The following is a 1,808-nucleotide window of genomic DNA, read 5'->3' on the forward strand; positions in this document are numbered from 1 at the left end:
ATGATTGATGAATTGGAATTAAAGCCTACTGACGTTGAGTATGAGAATATTCAACAAGGTATTTATCATCTTTCCCGTGTTGATGTTAATGAACATTTTGCCTTTCCATCTGCTCAAGTTGCTAGAGCATGGCTACGTGCTGCGGGTAATTCTGCGAACATGAAATTTAGGGGTGCTGGATTATTTAAAGAGGGAACTCTTTATTTTGAGGGTAAACGCTATATTCCAAAAATCTATTTTAAGTACGATGAAATCAATTCTAAGGATAAAAGCCATAGATTGCCTGATGAATTGCTACAGATACCTGAATTAATAGAATATGCTGAAAAATCCTTACGCTTTGAAATTAAAATACTTTCTACTCAATTAAAAGACTGGTACTTACACTTAGGTTGTAACTGGGATGCTGACACAGCTACAATGCTTATTAATGATCAATTCATTAGTAAATTGCAGTTGAGTGCTAATATGCCTATTGAAAATGAAGTTATTGAATCCCTGCCAAAAAACTTACGCTTAACATATACGGCATGGGTAAATGGTGAAGATTTAAGGCAAGTTCTTTCACGTCCTACATTCTATCGCTATAGAACAAGATTAATGGAATACGGTATAGATATTTCTATCGTTAAAGATATTGAAAAAGAGCAATCCAATATTGTTCCAATGATTAGATATTTAGAAGCTGTACCAATGGGAATACCTGATTGGGCTTATGAGAAAGGACTGGTCGCTTGATCGGTCTTTTTTTTTGTCTATCTAGTGAGTAAAAACGAGCGATGAGTGAGGAGGAGCTTCGACGACCGACACGACAGAGCGAGTGTCTACGAGCGAACTGACATAATTAGAATTACAAAACCTTCCCTCCCTGATTACAAGCTCCCTTCTGCCTTAGATCGGTAAGTACCAGGCTATGCCTGCCGACAACATATAAACATGACAACAAGTAAACATGACAACATGACAACACAGACGACGCATACGCAATCGACATCCCGTCGGCTCGCGCGGGTGCGATGCGTTAAGGAGGATGTGAGGTGTCTAGTAATACCTCACATCTGTCTCAATTTGATAACTCTAACCTATATACAAGACAAATTTTATACTATATATTTATTACAACCTGTATTACTTTTAGAATCATAAAATGCCTAATCAAACAAATAGCAAACGTATTTCTATTAGTCTGAATCCTGACTTATATGCAGTCATTTCCGATCTTGCAGAGCTTCAAAATAAACCTATGTCTAGGGTCGTTGTGGAACTTATGGAGGAAATGCACCCTGTTTTATCTCAATTAAGGGATGGGATAAGAGAAGTTAAGGAATCTAATAATAAAGATGAAGTTTTAAAGCGTATCGGTTCTGCTGTTTTAATGAGTGGTACTGAACAATTAGGAGAATTATCTAAGGAGCTTAAAGGATTATGATTGATTGGGTAACTGGTAAATTTTGGATAACTCATAACCCTGAAGTTTTGCGCTCTGGTCAGTCTATCCGTACAAAAATTATTGATGGTGTGGAAACTATAGAATACGACATAGCTAACCGTTTAAGCGTTAAAGGCTCTCACGATGCATCTATAACAATCCGCTCCCATACTGACGGTATGGTCGAAATATCGGGCAATCCTGCGAAGTTCTTGCAAGGTCATAACGTGTTCGGAACAAATGATCTTAAATATCTTGTTGCTAAGATGATTGATAAGCTTTGTATGATTGATGAATTGGAATTAAAGCCTACTGACGTTGAGTATGAGAATATTCAACAAGGTATTTATCATCTTTCCCGTGTTGATGTTAATGAACA

At 37.1% G+C, this 1,808-nt stretch carries 3 protein-coding genes; all 3 read left to right on the plus strand.

All coding sequences use genetic code 11. The features are described from left to right. Nucleotides 1–738: phage/plasmid replication protein, II/X family (locus F957_RS03060; RefSeq protein WP_016660579.1), on the plus strand; the 738-nt coding region annotated here is incomplete at its 5' end. Between the two features lie 409 nt (nucleotides 739–1,147). Next, nucleotides 1,148–1,429 (plus strand): hypothetical protein, encoded by a 282-nt coding sequence (locus F957_RS03055; protein WP_016660580.1) that lies wholly within the window; start codon nucleotides 1,148–1,150, stop codon nucleotides 1,427–1,429. Next, the coding region (locus F957_RS03050) for a phage/plasmid replication protein, II/X family (RefSeq protein WP_016660581.1) at nucleotides 1,426–1,808 on the plus strand (383 nt) is incomplete at its 3' end. The genes F957_RS03055 and F957_RS03050, both read left to right, overlap by 4 nt.

This window comes from Acinetobacter gyllenbergii CIP 110306 = MTCC 11365 (assembly GCF_000413855.1).
GTDB classification, from domain to species: Bacteria; Pseudomonadota; Gammaproteobacteria; order Pseudomonadales; family Moraxellaceae; genus Acinetobacter; species Acinetobacter gyllenbergii.